The organism is Streptomyces sp. NPDC002018, assembly GCF_042890865.1.
Lineage (GTDB): Bacteria > Actinomycetota > Actinomycetes > Streptomycetales > Streptomycetaceae > Streptomyces.
This window is the reverse complement of the sequence record NZ_JBIASO010000007.1, coordinates 321,111-335,934: the sequence shown is the minus strand read 5'-3', so window position 1 is coordinate 335,934 and position 14,824 is coordinate 321,111. Positions and strand designations below refer to the sequence as shown.

The following is a 14,824-nucleotide window of genomic DNA, read 5'->3' as shown; positions in this document are numbered from 1 at the left end:
GACGAGGGAGGGACGGGGGAGTCGGGGGCGGCTCACTCCGCGGGAGGCGGTTGGGCGAGCCCGTCCGTCAGAAGGGTGAAAACGCGCCGGAACACCTCGGAGAAGTCGGCGTCCGGTCCTTGCGCGCACCAGTGCTCGACGGCCACCCGTACGGCCGTACCGGCGACGGCGGCGAGAAGCCGCGGGTAGAGGTCCGGTGCCGGGGTGCCGGCGCCGGGGCCGTCCCGGCGGGTCCCGTGCGGGGGCGTGCCCTTCTCGCCCGGGACGCGCGCGCCGAGCCGTACGGCGATGGCGTCGGCCAGCTCGATCTCCTCGGCCATGTGCGCGCCGAGGCCGCGGACCAGCAGCCGGGGCGAACGCTGGAGGACCGTGGCCCGCAGCCGCCAGATCTCCTGCCGCTCGGCCACATCGACCAGTTCGGTGGCGAGCGCCTCGCGCACCGCTTCGAGCGGGGAGAGACCGGCCGGCGCCTCGCGCACCGCCTGGCGCACCCGTTCACCGGCGTCCCGGTCCATCATGACGAACGCGTCGTCATGGCTGTCGAAGTAGTTGAAGAACGTACGCGGGGACACCCCGGCGGCCTCGCTGATCGCCTCGACCGTCACATTCTCGGCCCCGTGCTCGGCGGCCAGCCGTACCGCCGCGTCCGCCAGAGCCGTCCGCGTGGCCCGCTTCTTGCGCTCGCGGAGTCCCGGCGCCGCACCTTCGTTCGTCACATATTGCAGGGTATGCAAAAGTGCACGCTCCGCAAAATTGATTCCGGACGATCATCGTACGGGCCGGTCGCGGGTTGGGCCGATCGCGGTCCGATACACGCCACGTGCGCAAGAGTTGGTCGTTTCTGTGGCTGTATCGCTTCGAGCCCTGTAGCGTCTTGATCAGCTGTCGTGGTTCCGAAGTACCGCTCGCCCGTGACGTGCCGTCACGGGCGTTTGTGCTGTTCAGCGTCTCTGCGGACCAGGGCGATCACCTCCGGTTCCCGCACCGTGCGGGAATCACGCGTCCCTTGAAACGGAGACTGAGCAATGGCCAGTGGAACAGTGAAGTGGTTCAACTCGGAAAAGGGCTTCGGCTTCATCGCGCAGGACGGCGGTGGCCCCGACGTGTTCGCGCACTACTCGAACATCGCGACCTCCGGCTTCCGTGAGCTCCAGGAGGGCCAGAAGGTCACGTTCGACGTCACCCAGGGCCAGAAGGGCCCCCAGGCGGAGAACATCCTCCCCTCGTAACACCGCGTCCCGACGGCCCGGAAGGGCTGGGACGACAGGGCGCCCGCCCGGTGGATTCCCTTCCACCGGGCGGGCGCCCGCCGCATTTCGGGCCCGGCGCGGCGCGTCGCGGCAGCCGGACGGGGACGGCTGCCCATGCTGAGTGGGCCGCCTCCGAGCCCGGAAGCGGCCGAAGCGTCCCCCTGCCCGAGAGACAGACGGAGGAGATTCCGTGGCCCTGACCCGAGAAGAGCGCGAGCAGTTCCTGGCCGAGCCCCATGTCGGAGCGCTGGCGGTGAACGCGGCGGAGGGACAGGCTCCGCTCACCGTTCCCATCTGGTACCAGTACCAGCCCGGTGACGACCTCTGGATCCTCACCGGCCGGACCTCGCGCAAGGGGCGGCTCATCGGGGCCGCGGGCCGCTTCTCCCTCATGGCCGACCGGACCGAGCCCACGGTGCGCTATGTCTCGGTCGAGGGGCCCGTGACGGCCACCGACCCGGCCACGCGCGATCAGCTCCAGGAGATGTCGGCCCGCTATGTCCCGGCCGAGCACCTCGACGCCTATATCGAACTGGCCACGCGTGAGCACGGCGAACAGGTCGTCATCCGGATGCGGCCCGAGCGCTGGTACTCGTCCGACCTCGGAAAACTCTGAGACCTCCGGCCCGGCCCGCCGCCGGGCCACCCCTCCTTCTCTCGCCGGGTCACCCCTCCTTCTCGCCGGGCGGTCCGGAAGGGCCTCGTCCGCCCGGTCCGGACACGTCTTGTCCGCGGGGCGGCCGGACAGGGCCTCTCAGGCGGCGTTCTCCTTCTCCCGCGCCGAGGCGCGCAGCAGATCCTCGGGAAGGGTCAGATTCCATGCGGTGATCACCGGCCGGCCGTGTTCCGTACCGAGCCGGGAGAGGGTCCCCGTGGCGAGCTGGAAGAGCGCGCCCGCCGCCGGTGCCAGCCCCAGATAGCGCGCGGTGAGTACCCGCAGGACATGGGCGTGCGAGACGAGGACGACGTCCTCGTCGCCCGAATCGAGCGCTTCCAGGGCCTCGGAGAGCACCCGGTCGGCCCGGTGTCCGACCTCCGCCGGACTCTCCCCGGGCTGGCTCGGGGGGCCGGGAACGACTCCGTCGGTCCACAGATCCCAGCCGGGCCGCGTGCGATGGATCTCGGCGGTCGCGAGGCCCTCGTAGCCGCCGTAGTTCCACTCCCGCAGATCCGGGACGACACGGAAGGCGTCGAGCCCGGCCAGTTCGGCGGTGCGCCGCGCGCGGGTCATGGGGCTGACGAGCGTATGGCCGATCCGGCGCTCGCGCAGCAGCGGCGCCAGCGAGCGGGCCTGGTTCTCGCCCCGCTCGGTCATCGGAAGATCGGTGTAGCTGGTGTGCTGCCCGGACAGGGACCAGGTGGTCTCTCCGTGCCGTACGAGGATCAACTCACCCATGACCGCCGCCCACTTCCCGCTGCTCGCGCCCGTCGCCGCGCGGGCCGCCACGGGCCCGCCAAGGACAGTGTCCCTTCTTTCGGTGTCCGGTACCCGGCGGGAATGCCACCGGCGGGCGTCGCGTTACACCGACGTACCACCTGAGGGAAGTGCATGCACCACCAGGAAGGATTCCCGTATGAAGCCCCGTATCCACCCCGCGTCCCGTCCGGTCGTCTTCCGGGACCGTGCCGCGGGAGCCGCCTTCCTGACCCGTTCCACCGCGGACTCGACCGAGCGCGTGGAGTGGGAGGACGGCAACACCTATCCCGTCATCGACGTCGAGATCTCCTCCGCCAGCCACCCCTTCTACACCGGCAAGGGCCGGGTGGTGGACACCGCGGGCCGCGTGGAGCGCTTCGAGCGCCGCTACGGCAGCGGGCGTGAGGAGACGCGGAGCTGATCCCGCGACCGGTATCCGCGTGAGGGCCGGGCCACGATCCGAGGAGGACCGTGACCCGGCCCCTCTCATGTCCGCGTCGAGTGGGTCATAGGGCGCCGTCGAGCGCTTCGACGGTCTCCTGGACCAGGGGGGGGCCGGCTCCGGCCGCAGGGCCGCCTCGGCGAGGGCCTCCCGCAGGGCCTTGTCATCGGTGGGCCGGGCCTGCGCGAGCAGCCGCAGCCCCTCCTCGGCGACATCACATCGGTGCAGATCCTCCGGCGGTCGGTCGGGCAGAGAGAGCGCGTCAGCAGACCGCGGTCCTCCGGCCGGGTGACCAGACACCATGACCGTGCTCGGCTTCGGCGGTGCCTTCGCGGCGATCACCTCCATAGGGTCCTCGACCAGGCGTCCGCCGCCCCCACGCAGGCCTCGGCCGTCGCTATCGGAGCCTTCACCCTCGGTAACACGCTCGTCGCCCGGCTCGGCGGCATCGTCATCGCCGCGGGGTCCGGGTACACCGCGCCCGACTGGGTAGGCGCCGCCCTGGCGGGCTCCGCACTCGTCCTCGCGGCCGTCTCCAGTGCGCTGGAGCGCCGTACGCCCGCCGCGGGACGGGGGGTCGCCACGGCGACGGCCGCTCAGGAGCCCGGCCGGGCCGCCGCCGCCCGCCACTGAAGAGGGCCGGGCGGCGGAGGACCAGTGCGCCCGCCGCGCGGCCGCTGAGCGCGCCGGGGACGACGTCGTTACGTTGGTAACCGGTGTGTCCCCACGCGCGGGCGCCGCTTTCCCCCCGCGGGGAACCCGCGCGGAGAACCCGAAGAGAGACCGCAACGAAAAGGAACACCATGACCTCCGTCCCCGACATCGTCCTCAACAACGGCGTCAAGATCCCCCAGCTCGGCTTCGGTGTCTTCCAGGTCGACGACGCGCGGACCACCGATGCCGTGCTGGCCGCCCTGGAGGCGGGCTACCGCAGCATCGACACGGCCGCCGCGTACGGCAACGAGGAGGGCGTCGGCCGCGCCGTCGCCTCGTCCGGAGTGCCCCGCGACGAGCTGTTCATCACCACCAAGCTGTGGAACGACCAGCAGGGGTACGACTCGGCCCTCGCCGCGTTCGACACCAGTCTGGCCAAGCTCGGCCTCGACCACGTGGACCTGTACCTCATCCACTGGCCCACGCCGGCCCGCGACCGCTACCTCGACACCTGGCGCGCCATGGAGAAGCTGCTCGCCGACGGCCGGACCCGCGCCATCGGCGTGTCCAACTTCCAGCCCGCGCATCTCCAGCGGCTGCTGGACGAGACCGGGGTGGTACCCGTCCTGAACCAGATCGAGCTGCACCCCGGACTCCAGCAGGCGGCACTGCGCGACTTCCACGCGCAGCACGACATCGCGACCGAGGCCTGGAGCCCGCTGGCACAGGGCTCGCTCCTCCAGGAGGAGGCGATCACCGAGATCGCCGCGCGGCACGAGAAGTCGCCCGCGCAGGTGGTGCTGCGCTGGCACATCCAGCTCGGGAACATCGTGATCCCCAAATCCGTCACCCCCGCGCGTATCCGCGAGAACATCGATGTCTTCGACTTCGAGCTGTCGCCCGGCGACATGGCCGCGATGGCCACGCTCGACCGCGGACTGCGCACCGGCCCGGACCCGGACACCCTGAACTGACGCCGGGCCGGGCCACCCGACCAGAGCCGAGGGTCGGCCGGGATCCGGCCGAACGGCTGCGGGCGCCCAGGACGGGCACCCAAGGAGGCGGAGCGGGGTTCGGAAGGCGCCGGCGGGGCTCGGCGACGGGGCTCAGGGGGCGTCGGGCCCGGTGTCCTCGTCCGGGTTCCAGTCCAGCAGACGCACCTTCGCCACCGTCCGGACATGGCGCCGCATCGCGGCCGCCGCCGCCTTGCCGCGCCGGGTCTCGATCGCTTCGAGGATCGCGCGATGCTGCGCCAACGACCGCTTGGGACGCCCAGGTTGGCGCAGCGACTCGGTGCGGCTCTCGGCGATCCGCGCGGCGATCGAGCGCATGAACTCCGCGAGCAGCTCGCTGTGCGCGGCGGCCGTGACAGCGGCGTGGAAGAGCCGGTCGCCCTCGACGCCGTACCCGCCCGCCTCGATCTCGTCGGTCATCTGGTGCAGCGCGTCGTGCAGCGCCGCCAGATCCTGCTCCGTGCGCCGCTCGGCGGCGAGTTCGGCGAGCTTGGTCTCCAGCGCCTCACGCGCTTCCAGCACCTCGGGGAGCAGACGTCTGCGTTCCACGAGCCGTTCGACCGGTTCGGGGTCGAGGCTGTTCTTCACCAGATAGGTGCCGCCGCCGTGCCGCACCTCGACCAGACCCTGCACTTCGAGGACGACGATCGCCTGCTTGACGGACGCGCGGCTGACCCCGAGCCGCTGTGCCAACTCCCGCTCCGGGGGCAGCCGGTCGCCCGCGCCGAGGTTCCCCTCGACGGCATAGTCACGCAGCCGGCCGAGGACCTGTTCGTACAGCCGTGGCCGGGGCATCGGGCGCAGTGCGTCGGACATCCGGACCCCCCATCCCTGCCCACCGTCGCGCGGCCCCCGGTCCTGGGCCCCGATCGGCTCAGCCTAACATCGCGCGGTCAAGTGGCTGAGCCAATTCCTGTCCGGTCCCTTGACGTTCCCTCCGGCCGACGGTCAATGTGGTTCAGCCACTTGGCCAGTCGGTCGGCCGGCCAGTCGGTCCATGGGGGATCGTGGTGGGGGTGGTGCCCGCCACGGTCCGGCTGGCGCTGGCGCTGGCGCTGGCGCTGGTGCGGGTGCTGGTGGTGCCAGGCTTCGGATGACCGGTCAGACTCGTCGACAGCAAGGAGAACGACGCGTGTCCCCTCTCTTCCCGGCCCTCGCCGCGCGCGCCGAGCGGCCCGCCCTCCGGTTCGGCGACCGTACGCTCACCCATGCCGAACTGGCCGACGCGGCGGGCTCCCTGGCCGTCCGTGTCGCCGGCGCGCGACGGATCGCGGTCTGGGCCACGCCCACGCTCGGGACGGCCGTGGGCGTGGTGGCCGGGCTGCTGGCCGGGGTCCCCGTCGTACCGGTCAACCCCAGGAGCGGCGCCCGCGAACTGGCCCATATCGTCTCCGACAGCGCCCCTTCCCTGGTGGTCGCCGAGCCCGGCGTGGTCCTGCCGCCGGCGCTCGCCGCGCTCGACCGGGTGGACACCGGGGCAGTGGGCACCGGGGCGGACGGCACACCGGCGACGGAGCCGTCCGGACCGGCGCTGCCGTTCCCCGAGCACGCACCGCAATCGCCCGCGCTGATCGTCTACACCTCCGGCACCACCGGGCCGCCCAAGGGCGCCGTCCTGCCGCGCCGCGCCCTCACCGCCACCCTGGACGCGCTGGAGGACGCCTGGCAGTGGACCGCCGACGACGTCCTCGTCCACGCCCTGCCCCTCTTCCATGTGCACGGCCTGATCCTCGGCATCCTCGGCCCGCTGCGGCGCGGCGGCTCGGTGCGCCATCTCGGCCGGTTCGACACCGGGGGCGTCACCCGCGCACTCTCCTCGGGCGCCACGATGCTGTTCGGCGTACCGACGATGTACCACCGCATCGCGGAGGCGCTCCCCAGCGATCCCGCGCTGGCCGAGGCGCTGTCCGGGGCGCGGCTGCTGGTGTCCGGCTCCGCCGCGCTGCCCGTCCACGACCACCGGAGGATCGCCGCGGCCACCGGACGCCGGGTCATCGAGCGGTACGGCATGACGGAGACCCTGATGAACACCAGTGTGCGCGCGGACGGCGAGCCCAGGGCCGGCACGGTCGGGGTTCCGCTGCGCGGGGTCGCGCTGCGGCTGGTCGACGAGTCGGGCGACACGATCGAGGCGTTCGACGGCGAGACGGTCGGTGAGATCCAGATCCGCGGCGCGAACCTGTTCACGGAGTATCTGAACCGGCCCGACGCGACCGAGGCCGCCTTCACCGACGGCTGGTTCCGCACCGGTGACATGGCGATCCGCGACCCCGACGGCTATGTCCGTATCGTCGGCCGCAAGGCCACGGACCTGATCAAGAGCGGTGGTTACAAGATCGGCGCGGGCGAGATCGAGAACGTACTGCTGGAGCATCCGGGGGTGCGGGAGGCCGCCGTGACGGGAGAGCCCGACCCGGACCTCGGTGAGCGGATCGTCGCCTGGATCGTCCCGGCACACGCCGAAGCACCGCCGTCCGCCGAGGAGCTGGCGGACCATGTCGCGGCGCAGCTCGCCGCGCACAAGCGACCGCGTACCGTGCGCTATCTGGACGCCCTGCCCCGCAACGAGATGGGGAAGATCATGAAGCGGGCGCTCCATGACTGAGCGGCTGAGCGCGCGCGAGGCGATCGCCGCCGTCGCCGACGCGGGGACCTTCCTCGAACTGCCCGCGCCGCGGGACGTGTCCGCGCCGGACGGACCGCTGGCCTGGGAGGGGTACGACACGGCCCGTGCCCGCGCCGGGACGCGCACGGGCGAGAAGGAGTCCGTCGTCTGCGGCACGGCGCGGATCGGTACCACCGAAGCGGTACTGATCTCCTTCGAGTTCGGCTTTCTGGGCGGATCGCTCGGTGAGCGCACGGGCGACCGCCTGGAAGCCGCGCACACCCACGCGCGGGAGCGGCGGCTGCCGGTGGTCTCGCTGACCGCCACGGGCGGCAGCAGAATGCAGGAGGGGATGCGGGCGCTGCTCCAGCTCCAGCGGGTGGCACGGCAGTCCGCGCTCACCCGCGCGGCCGGACTGCCCCAGCTCGCGGTGGTACGTGACCCGACCACCGGCGGTGGCTGGGCCACGCTGGGCGCGGGAGCCGATGTCGTACTGGCGCTGGCGGGAGCCCAGATCGGTTTCGCGGGATCGCGGGTGCGCCCCGCCGACGCCGATCCGTACGCCTATACGGCGGAGGCGCAACTGGCGGCGGGACACGTCGACGCGGTGGTGCGCGGGGAGGACCTGCGCGCCGCCGTCGGCCGCTGGCTGAGGCTGCTCACGGGAGCCGGGACGGGAGAAGCCGCACCGCCCCCCGCCGCTCTGGGCGGCGGCGGGCGGCCCGTCTCCGGATGGGACGCCGTCGTACGGGCCCGCGCCGCCGGACGCCCCCGTGCGCACGCCTATGTGGACGCCTACTTCACCGAGCGCGAGACGATCTCCGGCGACCGCTGCGGCGGTACGGATCCCGGGATGCTCTGCGGGTTCGGCCGCCACGGGGGACGGACCGTCGCGTATGCAGCGCAGTGCGGCACCCCCACCCTTCCGGCCGGCTACCGCACCGCGGCCCGGCTGGTCCGGCTCGCCGGCCGGCTGGGCATCCCCGTACTGACCCTGGTGGACACCCCGGGGGCGGCCAACGACGCCGAGGCGGAGCGCGGGGGAGTAGGCGGCGCCCTCGCGGATCTCTTCGCCGCCATGGCCACCGCCCGGGTTCCCCTCACCACCCTGCTGATCGGCGAGGGCGGCTCCGGCGGGGCACTGGCCCTGTCGGCGCCGGACAACACCTGGGCCACGCCCGACAGTTACTTCTCCGTGATCGCGCCGGAACTGGCCACGGCGATCCTCAAGCGCCCTCCGGAAGAGACCCGGGCGACGGCCGACCAGCTCCGACTGCGCCCACAGGACCTGGTGTCGCTCGGCGCCGTACGCGGAATCGTCCCGGCCCGGTAGCGCGGCCGGTCCGCGTACGGGCCCCGTGCGGACCGGCCCCGGCGCGGATTCTCATGGGCCTCTCACCGGCCGTTCAGAGAAAGTGCTTAGGCTGAGGACCGTGACGTACACAACTCCGCCGGGCTGGTATCCGGATCCTGGGCACTCGGGCGACGGCCCCCAGCAGGAACGCTGGTGGGACGGTTCCGTCTGGACCGACGAACTGCGCGCCGCCGCCACGGCGGAGTGGGCGCCGCCGACCGCCCCTCCTCATCCCGGGGCGCCTCCCCTTCCCGCGTCACCGCCGGCCGGCCGGGGAGCCCGTGGCCGCCGGATAGCCGTCGGTGTCACCGCGGTGATCGTGGCGACGGCCATCGCGGGAGGTTTCTATCTGCTCGGACGTGACGGAGCCGCCAGCGTGCCGGTGCGCGCGGGCGATGTCCCGTCCACGGCCCCCTCCCAGCCCGGACGGGAGAGCCCGGCCCCCGAAGGACCGGGGGAGCGGGGCGGTCCCGGAGGCGGCGGGAGCGGCGCGCCCGGGATGCCGCAGACCGAGGACGGCTACGCCACCGACGCGGCCAGCGGGATCAGCATCCCGGTACCGGACGGCTGGACCGGTGAGTCCGGGGTCGTCGGCGCCGGGGTGACGACCGGGAAGTACTCGTGTCCCGGGGACACGTCCCAGAGCTGTGTACGGGGCGGGGTGTTCTCCGCCCCCGCGGCCGCGATGAAGATCGAGGCCACCACGGCCAAGGCGGCGGCGGAGAAGGACATCCAGGCCAACGCCGAGGAGTCCTACGGCGGGGCGAGCTACGGAAAGATCTCCTCCCACGAGGAGCTGAAGTCCGAGGCGGTCACCGTCGCCGGGCAGAAGGGCTATCTGGTGCGGTGGAAGGTCGTGACGAGCAAGGGTGACGACGGCTATGTGCAGTCGCTCGCCTTCACCTCGCCGACCGCCTCGGGGCTGATGGTCGTCGTACGCTCGGGCTTCGACGTCAACGACCAGGCGCCCAAGCTGTCCGTGATGGACCAGATCACCCGGGGCATCAAGGCCGCGGCGGGCGGCGGAAGCGGCGGCGGACAGGGAGTCTGACCGGCGGCGGCCGGCAGTCGGGACACACGCGAAATTCCAGGGCGGGCCGCCGTGTGCGGCCCGCCCTGTGGTGTGCGGTGACGCGTTGCGGCGGGCCGGAGCGGCGTCCGTTCCGGCCCGCCGGCCGTACACTCCCCTCATGGGGTGCACACGTGCGGTGAGGGAGTGCCCGGGACGGGCGCGCTGCGCACTGTGCCCGGCCGCCACCGGTGTGCCGGTCGCCGGGGCGGGCCCGTTGTCCCCGCCGGAGGCCGCCTGCCGGGCGCTGCACGGCCACGGCTAGCGCCCTGCCGCGGTTCGCACCCCGGAGCCCGGCCGCCCGGACGCGACGTCCGCACCGGCCGTACCACCTGAGCGGGCCGCACCGATCGAACCGTCCGAGCCGTTCGGGCTGTTCGGGGCTGTTCGGGCTGTTCGACGTGATGGAACTGGCCGAACCGGCCGGGGCGGGCCGTCAGGACCCGTTCGCGCGTCGCACCGGTGTCTCCGGCCGGCTCGTTCCCGATCTGCCGTAGCGGCCCGCCCACCGGGCCGGTCCGTGGTGTCGCCGCCGTCCCCCACTCGTACCCGCCCGTACTCCCCCCACCTGTGTCGCGATGCCTCGGCGTGCTGCCGGGTGAGCCGTACCCGCGAGCCGCGGATACGAGCCGCGATTCCGAGCCGCACCTCCGAGAGGATCCCTGTGAAGTTGAGCGAGTTGCTCGCCGGACACGACCACGAGACTCTGCGGGGGGATCCGGAGACGGTGATCACCGCGGGCGCCTGCTTCGACGCCCACCGGGTGGTGCCGGGCTCGCTGTTCATCGCCGTGCCGGGCCACCGGGAGGGCGGTCCCGGGGCCATCGGCCCCGCCCTCGCGCGCGGCGCGGTGGCGGTGCTGGTCGAGGCCGGGGCGCCGGAGCCTCCCGCGTCGGTATGGGCGGACACGGAGGTGTGTGTGGTGCGGGTACGGGACACCCGCACGGCCGCGTCGGCCGTCGCCTCCCGCTACCACGGCGACCCGGGGCGCGGGATGGACATCGTGGCCGTCACCGGCACCAACGGGAAGACCTCGGTGTCGTACATGGTCGAGTCGGTGCTGCGGCTCGCCGAGGGGGCGCGGGTCGGTGTCATCGGGACCGCGGGCAGCCGGATCGGCGACGAGGTGATCCCCATGCCGAGATCGGTGCTGACCACACCCGAATCGCCGGACTTCCAGTATCTGCTGGGGCGCATGCGCGACCGGGAGGTCACCACGGTGGTGCTGGAGGCGACGTCCATGGGCCTGCTGACGCACCGGGTGGACCACGCCTACGCCGATGTCGGCGTCTTCACCAATCTGACGCAGGATCATCTCGACGACCACGGCACGATGGAGAACTACCGGGACGCCAAACTCCGTCTGTTCCAAGGGCTCTGCCGGCGCGCCGTCGTCAACGCCGACGATCCGGTGGGCGCCGGGATCGGTGCCCTGATGCCCGGGGCCGTGACCACGTACGCCCTGGACACCGAGGCGGACTACCGGGCGACGGATCTCACCATGGACGCGTTCGGCACGCGGTTCACCCTCCATCACGGAGGACGCAAATATCCGGCGGCGATCCCGGTGCCGGGCCGGTTCTCCGTGTCCAACGCGCTGGCCACCGTGGCCGCTTGCCATCTGCTCGGGCACGATCTGCGCGGGCTGGTCGGCGCGCTGGACCGGATGCCGCCGGTTCCCGGGCGGTTCGAACGCTTCGAGACCCCGGGGGGCACCGCCGTCATCGTCGACTACGCGCACTCCCCGGACTCGCTGGAGAAGGTGCTCACCGCCATCCGGGACTTCGCGCGGGGCCGGGTCGTCACCGTCTTCGGATGCGGCGGCGACCGTGACAGCACCAAGCGCGCCCGCATGGGGGAGATCGCCGGTACCTACTCCGATCTGGCCGTTCTCACCTCGGACAATCCGAGGAACGAGGATCCCGGGGCGATCATGGACCAGATCACCCCGGGCCTGGTGGCCACCGGCTGCCGCTTCGAGCGGTTCGCCGACCGCCGCCGGGCCATCGCCTTCGCGCTGGCCGACGCGGGCCGGGACGACATCGTCCTGCTCGCGGGCAAGGGCAGCGAGCCGTACCAGATCGTCGGCGAACAGCTCCTGCCGTTCAGCGACATGGCGACCGTGCGCGAACTCGCCCGGTAGGCCCCGAACGCCGGGCCGCGGGGAACGCGGGCGGCGGGCGGCGGGAACCGGACGGCCGGCTGCCCGCCGTTCCGGGCCGGCGCACTCTATCCGGCGTCCGGCTCCTTGCCGAGGACGTACAGCTCCGGCAGATTGACCACGATCGCCTCCTGCGTGCTGCGGGCGATCACCACCACGGCCTCCTCGTCGGGGCTGGGATTCTCCTCGCGGTGCGGCACATACGGCGGTACGAAGATGTAGTCGCCCGGCGAGGTACGGATCCGGATCTCCTCGGGCGTACCGCCGGAGTCGTCGAGGAACACGAACTCCGGGTGTCCCCTCACCACATGGATGGCCGTCTCGGAGGCGCCGTGGTGGTGGTTGGCGGACGCCGTGCCGGGCGCGACATGTGTCTGGCCCATCCAGATGCGTGCTGAGCCGACGGTGTTTCCGCTGATCGCGGCGAAGCGCCGCATCCCGCCGGTCTGCGCGGTGTCACCGTCGAGCGCGTCGGCCCGGATGTGGTGCAGCCGGGCGCGCAGGGGCAGCGCGCTCCCGGCCCGCCCGTGCTCGCCGTCCTGGTCGCGGTCGTGGTCCGGCAGATCGGGGTGGAACGCGTCGGGTCCGGTGGGCGGGGTGTGCGGGGCCATGGGGATCCTGCTCGTCGGGGCTGCGGACGCGAGGTCCTGGCCGGGGTCTGGCGAGGGCTCAACGGGACCCGGCGGGGCGTGGCACGGCAGGGCGGGGTCCCGGCGCCGACCGTAGAGAGCGCGGCGAATGGATGTCAAGATGTGTCCATTGCCGCCGAGCCGGCCGGTCCCGGCGCTCGGACGGTATTCGTCAGGTACGGAGACCCGCGGGGAGACGGTGCAGATGCAGATATCGGCGAAGGCGGACTACGCGGTGAGGGCACTCGTCGAACTCGCCGCGGACAGCGCGCGGCCCCTGACGTGCGAGGGCATCGCGTCCGCCCAGGACATCCCGTTCCGCTTCCTCAAATCGGTCTTCCGGGATCTGCGGCAGGCCGGTCTGGTGCGCAGCCAGCGCGGCTGTGAGGGCGGCTACTGGATCGGCCGCGATCCGGCGGCGATCAGTGTGGCCGAGGTGATGACCGCGGTCGACGGGGAGTTCCTCACGCTCCGTGGCGCGCGGCCCGACACCCTCAGCTATCCCGGCGTCGCGCGGGGGCTGCCGGATCTGTGGCGCGCGGTCGAGGCCGCCGCGCAGTCGGTGCTCGGCCGGACGACCATCGCCGAACTCGCCGCCGAGGGCGCGCGGTCGCGCGGCGCCGGTACGGGCTCCCCGGCCCGTGCCGCCTCCCCGGCGGTTCCCGCGTGACCGGGAAGACCTCCCCGGCGGCCGGCCCCGAGCCGGGGGACGTGGTCCGGCCACTGGTCCGGATCACCGAGTACACCGATCCCGCCTGCCCCTGGGCCTGGGGCTCCGAGCCGGTCTTCCGGTCGCTGCGGCAGACCCTCGGACCGCGTGCGCGCTGGCGGCGGGTCTTCGGCATCCTCTTCGACGAGGACGACGACCCGGCGCCCGACCCGGACGCCGAGGCCCGCTGGTACGAGCGGTTCATCCGCGAGGTCACCACGCACACGGACGCGCCGTACGCGCACCGCCTGCGCCGGCTGACGCGTACGAGCTGGCCCGCGTCCCTCGCCGCCACGGCCGCGCGGTCGCAGGGCGCCGGGACCGCGGAACGGGTCCTGCGGCGCCTGCGCGAGAGCACCTTCGTCGTCGGCGAGCCCGCGGACACACCGGACGGTGTCCGCGCGGCCGTTCAGGGCGTCCCCGGGCTCGACACCGACCGGCTGCTGCGCGAACTGGCCGCTCCCCGGACCCGGGAAGCGGTGCGCTCCGACTGGGCGGAGACCCGTGCGCCGGTCCCCGAGGTACTCGCGCTCGACGGGCCAGGACCGCATCCGGGGCGGGCGAAGGAGGTCGGGGAGCACCGGCGTTATGCCCTGCCGACGCTGATCTTCGACGGTCCGGGCGGCCAGGTGTGCGTACCGGGCTGGCGGCCCGTCGGGACCTATCTCGAAGCCGCCCGCAGGGCCGCCGCCGCGCCGCTGCCCCGTACCCCCGTACGGCGGTCGCCCGCCGAGGCGCTGGAGCACTGGCGGACTCTGACCGGCCCCGAACTGGCCCTGCTCACCGGGGGGTCGGAGCCGCCGCCCGGGGCCGTACGGATCGACACGGGCCATGGTCCGCTGTGGCTGCACCCCGACGAGACAGGTCCGGGGACGGTCTGAACAGGGCCGCGGGACAGGCCCGTTCGGCCGGTGCCGCGGGATGCCGCCGGTAACCCCGGCCCCCGGGTGGAGAGCTGAAACCGCAGGTCGTCAGGGTCTCGGACCATGAGACACCAAGAGGTGTCCATTGACAGCGTGCCGCGCGGCCGTGAGGATACGGGGCATGCATTCGACGCACCCCGGTGTGCTCTGCCGCTACGTGGACTATCGGCGCACGTCCAGCGCCCTCTGTCGCTGACCCGACCGCCGACGCGGCCCTTCGAGGCCCTCGGCACTCCGGCCCCCGCCCCGGACTCTCCCACCGCGAGCGCGGTGACCCGGGGACGGACATCCGTACACCGGACCCGGACCCCCGCCGACCGGCGCGTCACGTGATCTCCCGTACGGCACCTTCCGCCGTAGCCGTAGCCGTAGCCGTAGCCGTACGCGTCAAGCCGTAGCGGGGCCTTCGCCGGCCCGAGCGCGGCTGCTTCCCCCCCCATCCGTGTCCGCCGTCGGCGGTTGCGGTGCTGTCACGCCCCAACGCCGCGGCGACGGACGGCACCGCGCCCCGCCATGGGCTCGCCCCGACGCACCGGGTCCCGCCCGCCACGTCGGTCCCGCCGGCCCCGCCGGCCCCACCGTTGTCCTCCCCGAGAAC

Annotated in this window: 15 protein-coding genes and 2 pseudogenes; 12 read left to right on the top strand and 5 right to left on the bottom strand. The window is 73.1% G+C overall.

Annotated elements, in window-relative coordinates; translation table 11 throughout:
- Positions 1-32: 32 nt before the first annotated feature.
- Positions 33-725, bottom strand: a complete 693-nt coding sequence (locus tag ACFYYH_RS14510) for a TetR family transcriptional regulator (protein WP_388550468.1) — start codon at positions 723-725, stop codon at positions 33-35.
- Positions 726-1,025: 300 nt separating this feature from the next.
- On the opposite strand from ACFYYH_RS14510, the gene ACFYYH_RS14505 reads away from it, so the two are divergent.
- On the top strand, positions 1,026-1,229 hold the full coding sequence (locus ACFYYH_RS14505) for a cold-shock protein (protein ID WP_041994569.1): 204 nt from the start codon (positions 1,026-1,028) through the stop codon (positions 1,227-1,229).
- Between the two features lie 211 nt (positions 1,230-1,440).
- The gene (locus ACFYYH_RS14500) at positions 1,441-1,866 is read left to right on the top strand and encodes a pyridoxamine 5'-phosphate oxidase family protein (RefSeq protein WP_388550283.1); all 426 of its coding nucleotides are present in this window, start codon (positions 1,441-1,443) and stop codon (positions 1,864-1,866) included.
- A 138-nt stretch (positions 1,867-2,004) separates the two neighbouring features.
- On the opposite strand, the gene ACFYYH_RS14495 is transcribed toward ACFYYH_RS14500, so the two are convergent.
- The gene (locus tag ACFYYH_RS14495) at positions 2,005-2,646 is read right to left on the bottom strand and encodes a histidine phosphatase family protein (protein ID WP_388550280.1); all 642 of its coding nucleotides are present in this window, start codon (positions 2,644-2,646) and stop codon (positions 2,005-2,007) included.
- A gap of 178 nt (positions 2,647-2,824) precedes the next feature.
- Between ACFYYH_RS14495 and ACFYYH_RS14490 the strand changes: the two genes are divergently transcribed.
- On the top strand, positions 2,825-3,088 hold the full coding sequence (locus ACFYYH_RS14490) for a type B 50S ribosomal protein L31 (protein ID WP_388550278.1): 264 nt from the start codon (positions 2,825-2,827) through the stop codon (positions 3,086-3,088).
- A 129-nt stretch (positions 3,089-3,217) separates the two neighbouring features.
- Here the strand turns inward: ACFYYH_RS14490 and ACFYYH_RS14485 are convergent.
- Positions 3,218-3,408, bottom strand: a pseudogene (locus ACFYYH_RS14485) (MarR family transcriptional regulator); the annotation flags it as partial.
- Positions 3,409-3,457: 49 nt separating this feature from the next.
- Between ACFYYH_RS14485 and ACFYYH_RS14480 the strand changes: the two are divergent.
- Positions 3,458-3,742 (top strand): annotated as a pseudogene (locus ACFYYH_RS14480) (MFS transporter); the annotation flags it as partial.
- 170 nt (positions 3,743-3,912) lie between these two features.
- Positions 3,913-4,737 carry an aldo/keto reductase gene (locus ACFYYH_RS14475; protein ID WP_388550276.1) on the top strand — a complete coding sequence of 275 codons (825 nt, stop codon included), beginning with the start codon at positions 3,913-3,915 and terminating at the stop codon, positions 4,735-4,737.
- 132 nt (positions 4,738-4,869) lie between these two features.
- Here ACFYYH_RS14475 and ACFYYH_RS14470 read toward each other — a convergent pair whose 3' ends face one another.
- Positions 4,870-5,592 carry a FadR/GntR family transcriptional regulator gene (locus ACFYYH_RS14470; protein WP_388550273.1) on the bottom strand — a complete coding sequence of 241 codons (723 nt, stop codon included), beginning with the start codon at positions 5,590-5,592 and terminating at the stop codon, positions 4,870-4,872.
- A 137-nt stretch (positions 5,593-5,729) separates the two neighbouring features.
- Here ACFYYH_RS14470 and ACFYYH_RS14465 point away from each other — a divergent pair, with 137 nt between their 5' ends.
- The 5 genes from ACFYYH_RS14465 to ACFYYH_RS14445 all read left to right on the top strand — a co-directional run bounded on the left by ACFYYH_RS14465 (position 5,730) and on the right by ACFYYH_RS14445 (position 11,947).
- Positions 5,730-5,873: a hypothetical protein gene (locus tag ACFYYH_RS14465; protein WP_388550270.1), complete on the top strand. Its 144-nt coding sequence runs from the start codon at positions 5,730-5,732 to the stop codon at positions 5,871-5,873.
- A gap of 35 nt (positions 5,874-5,908) precedes the next feature.
- Positions 5,909-7,381, top strand: a complete 1,473-nt coding sequence (locus ACFYYH_RS14460) for an acyl-CoA synthetase (protein WP_388550268.1) — start codon at positions 5,909-5,911, stop codon at positions 7,379-7,381.
- Entirely contained in the window at positions 7,374-8,714 is a 1,341-nt protein-coding gene (locus ACFYYH_RS14455; protein WP_388550266.1) for a carboxyl transferase domain-containing protein, read from the top strand. The genes ACFYYH_RS14460 and ACFYYH_RS14455 overlap by 8 nt, the downstream gene beginning before the upstream one ends.
- A gap of 100 nt (positions 8,715-8,814) precedes the next feature.
- Positions 8,815-9,786 carry a DUF2510 domain-containing protein gene (locus tag ACFYYH_RS14450; RefSeq protein WP_388550264.1) on the top strand — a complete coding sequence of 324 codons (972 nt, stop codon included), beginning with the start codon at positions 8,815-8,817 and terminating at the stop codon, positions 9,784-9,786.
- Between the two features lie 682 nt (positions 9,787-10,468).
- Positions 10,469-11,947 carry a UDP-N-acetylmuramoyl-L-alanyl-D-glutamate--2,6-diaminopimelate ligase gene (locus tag ACFYYH_RS14445; protein WP_388550262.1) on the top strand — a complete coding sequence of 493 codons (1,479 nt, stop codon included), beginning with the start codon at positions 10,469-10,471 and terminating at the stop codon, positions 11,945-11,947.
- An 86-nt stretch (positions 11,948-12,033) separates the two neighbouring features.
- On the opposite strand, the gene ACFYYH_RS14440 is transcribed toward ACFYYH_RS14445, so the two are convergent.
- The gene (locus ACFYYH_RS14440) at positions 12,034-12,576 is read right to left on the bottom strand and encodes a cupin domain-containing protein (protein ID WP_388550260.1); all 543 of its coding nucleotides are present in this window, start codon (positions 12,574-12,576) and stop codon (positions 12,034-12,036) included.
- Positions 12,577-12,799: 223 nt separating this feature from the next.
- On the opposite strand from ACFYYH_RS14440, the gene ACFYYH_RS14435 reads away from it, so the two are divergent.
- Together ACFYYH_RS14435 and ACFYYH_RS14430 are read left to right on the top strand one after the other, a co-directional pair.
- Positions 12,800-13,264, top strand: coding sequence for an RrF2 family transcriptional regulator (locus tag ACFYYH_RS14435; RefSeq protein WP_388550466.1), 465 nt, complete (start codon positions 12,800-12,802; stop codon positions 13,262-13,264).
- Positions 13,261-14,184, top strand: coding sequence for a DsbA family protein (locus ACFYYH_RS14430; RefSeq protein WP_388550257.1), 924 nt, complete (start codon positions 13,261-13,263; stop codon positions 14,182-14,184). Before ACFYYH_RS14435 ends, ACFYYH_RS14430 begins: the two co-directional genes overlap by 4 nt.
- Positions 14,185-14,824: the final 640 nt, after the last annotated feature.